Annotated in this window: 4 protein-coding genes and 1 tRNA gene; 2 read left to right on the top strand and 3 right to left on the bottom strand. The window is 42.3% G+C overall.

All coding sequences use genetic code 11. From position 1 onward, the window contains the following. Positions 1-236 (top strand): hypothetical protein (locus GNF10_RS38175; RefSeq protein ID WP_221643760.1); only part of this gene is annotated, 236 nt, incomplete at its 5' end. A gap of 162 nt (positions 237-398) precedes the next feature. Here the strand turns inward: GNF10_RS38175 and GNF10_RS36245 are convergent. The 3 genes from GNF10_RS36245 to GNF10_RS36235 form a co-directional block, all read right to left on the bottom strand. Beyond that, positions 399-965 (bottom strand): phycobiliprotein lyase, encoded by a 567-nt coding sequence (locus GNF10_RS36245; RefSeq protein ID WP_185580369.1) that lies wholly within the window; start codon positions 963-965, stop codon positions 399-401. A gap of 75 nt (positions 966-1,040) precedes the next feature. Then, a complete protein-coding gene (locus GNF10_RS36240; protein ID WP_185580368.1) occupies positions 1,041-1,721 on the bottom strand; it encodes a HEAT repeat domain-containing protein in 681 nt (226 codons plus the stop codon). 518 nt (positions 1,722-2,239) lie between these two features. After that, positions 2,240-2,324, bottom strand: a tRNA-Ser gene (locus GNF10_RS36235). Between the two features lie 107 nt (positions 2,325-2,431). On the opposite strand from GNF10_RS36235, the gene GNF10_RS36230 reads away from it, so the two are divergent. Next, positions 2,432-2,800: a 2Fe-2S iron-sulfur cluster-binding protein gene (locus GNF10_RS36230; RefSeq protein WP_185580367.1), complete on the top strand. Its 369-nt coding sequence runs from the start codon at positions 2,432-2,434 to the stop codon at positions 2,798-2,800. Positions 2,801-2,843 lie beyond the last annotated feature (43 nt).

The raw sequence follows: 2,843 nt of genomic DNA, 5'->3' as shown, positions 1-2,843 counted from the left end.
TGCCTTGCACTTTTGTTCGATTTATAGACTTCAATCACTATTTATACAAGGGTTTCAGTCTTAACCAGCAAGCCCTATGTAGGTTGGGTGGAGTGAAACATAACCCAACATTACCACCAAATTTTATGTTGGGTTACGCGATCGTTGCACCCAACCTACAAAACTCTTTGAGTTGTACTGAATTTTTTCAGAAATCAAATATGAGTCCTATGGCAATTCTTTTTTTGTTTGGGTGATAATTGCACGTTAATACCTCAAGCAGCTTGCCAGAAGCAATTTTTAGCCAGGACACAGTTTAACTAAATCCTGATTTCCGGGTAGGGGCAATTCATGAATTGCCCCTGAGCGCGTATAGCTTTGCGTAAGTCCTAAAATAGGGAAAATACGCTGTATTACAACTAACTCGATACTGAATTAGCTGCCTCGGAAGCTTTCGCAGCAGGTGGAAAGCCACCCATGCGAATCTCAGAAGTGAAGGAAGTAATACTAAATCCACCAAAACTCTTGAGGACATTTACCCGCATTCGCAAATTGGGGCTAGCAAACCACAGACGCTCCTCTGACCACATATTTTCATCTTCTATAGTTAGGATTAAAGCCCCATCACTGTCAAATTTGTAGTGTCCAGCAATTGGAGTTTTCTCAGCATCAACTATTTCCCGTAGTAACTTGCCTTCAGACGGATTCTCTGCATCGGGTACTGAAACTAACACAGTTGAACCACTATGTTTTGTTTGCTCCTTTTCCATCGTGCCATTCCAGTTAATTTTGATAGCAGAGGAGGCAGAACTAGGATTAATTTTGTACTGTTGACACAGTTTGGTCGCTTCAGGATGATCTACTGCCAGCGTTTCAATGATAATGTCTGACTTGCTATGTTCAGATTGATTAAAAGCCAAATGTTGACTAGTCCGATGAGAAAACCATTTACCAGCACTTAACTGAAAAAACTCTTCAATATTCATGAATGAAATTACCCTGCATCAAAATGCTAAAATTCCCACTTAATTATTAAAAGGTAGCAGGAGGCTCTAATATTATTAAGCTTGATTACCTATTTCCTCAAGCTTCTTGAGGCCAATTCTGGCTGCCTCAGCAACGTTGAAATGATTGTCTTTTTCTAAGTATTTTAAAGCTGAGACACTCTTGGGAGTGGGAAGATTACCCAAAGCTTCTGCCAAACGTTGTCTGACTAACCAATCATCTGATTGGGCAAAGCGCAGAATTTGATCGACCGACTCAATATCTTTAATTTCTCCGAGCGCAGAAATTGCAGCTTGCTGCAACACTACTTCTTTGCTATCCAATGCCTGAAGAAGAATTTGACGGGCACGAGGGTCTTTAATGTTACCAAGAGAAACGGCTGCACTAAAGCGTACTAGCCAATCAGTATCTTCATAAAACGCCCGTGAAAGCACTTCAAAGGCTCTGGCATCACCCAAATATCCTAAAGCACCAGCAGCATCAGCACGGATGCCATAATCGGGGTCATTTTCGAGAATTCTGACCAAAATTGAATAACATTCTGGTGTTGGCTTGATTCCAAGGGCAAATATTGCCATTGATCGCAGTTGCAAAGATTCGTCGTCTAGTACCTTTTTAATTAAAGGGACTGCCTCTTCAGGAGAAACATGACGCAGATTAGCAAGAGCTACCATGCGATCGCGTAAGTTCGGACTTTCTAACTGAGTAGAAATTTCTTGTAAGCTGAGAGCTGTCATGTAGTTCAAAGCATTTTCTTTACTTATCTTAATTTACTCGATCATTTCATCAGGCTGTCGCCATCGTGAAGTAGGAGTTTGGCGACTTTACAAAATGACTCAATTATGAGTGAAAAATAAATAAATGTTACAAGAGGAGGCAGGCTTGCCGTGAGCGTAGCCGAACGGGAGCAGAGGGCAGGAGGAGGAAAGAAGTATTAATGAAAACTTTAGTTGTGGGTATAAAGCTTACTAGTATAAAATGTGGCTTTGTTCCTCAAACTCTACTTGCTTCTCGCTTGGAACTAGCCGCGAACAAGTCGTAAAAACCGCAAGGGCGCAGTGGCTTTCCAACCTACGCCAGTTTCAGTTTTTAGCCTTAACTGAATCACATTGGTTTTTAAGACACCTTTCCTACGGAAGGCTAACCCACTTTCAAAGCAATTTTAAGAATATATTTGGCAAGATCCCGTTATTTATTTGACCCGACCATTTGTAGAAGTCGGGTTCAAACTATATATTTAGACTAGGTTTCAGAACGGAGAGGGGGGGATTCGAACCCCCGTTAAGTTTCCCTAAACAGACTTTCCAGGTCTGCGCCTTAAACCACTCGGCCACCTCTCCAGGTGCCACAAGTTACGATCATACTATAGAATCCCAGAAAATGCAAAGATAAAGAAAGATATTCTTAGATTGAATCTGAAAGTCCTAATTCTACAACGCAAATCCAGATGTCCCGTATATACACAATTAAAGTTCGTGATCGCGCCACTGGCAAAACATACACTCTACAAGTGCCAGAAGACCGCTATATCCTGCACAATGCCGAAAAACAAGGTGTGGAACTACCGTTTTCCTGCCGCAACGGGGCTTGCACCGCTTGTGCTGTAAGGGTATTGTCGGGAGAAATTTATCAACCAGAGGCGATCGGATTGTCGCCAGATTTACGTCAGCAAGGTTATGCCCTTTTGTGTGTGAGTTATCCTCGTTCTGACTTGGAAGTAGAGACACAAGACGAAGATGAAGTCTACGAACTCCAGTTTGGACGCTATTTTGCTAAGGGGAAAGTAAAAGCGGGTTTACCGTTAGATGAGGAATAAACAATTGAAGAAGGCAGGGGGCAGGGAGCAGGGGGCAAGAGGG

Origin of the sequence: Nostoc sp. UCD121 (genome assembly GCF_014222285.1) — a bacterium.
Classification (GTDB): Bacteria; Cyanobacteriota; Cyanobacteriia; order Cyanobacteriales; family Nostocaceae; genus Nostoc.
The sequence above is the reverse complement of the archived record's forward strand: the minus strand, read 5'-3'. Positions and strand labels throughout refer to the sequence as shown.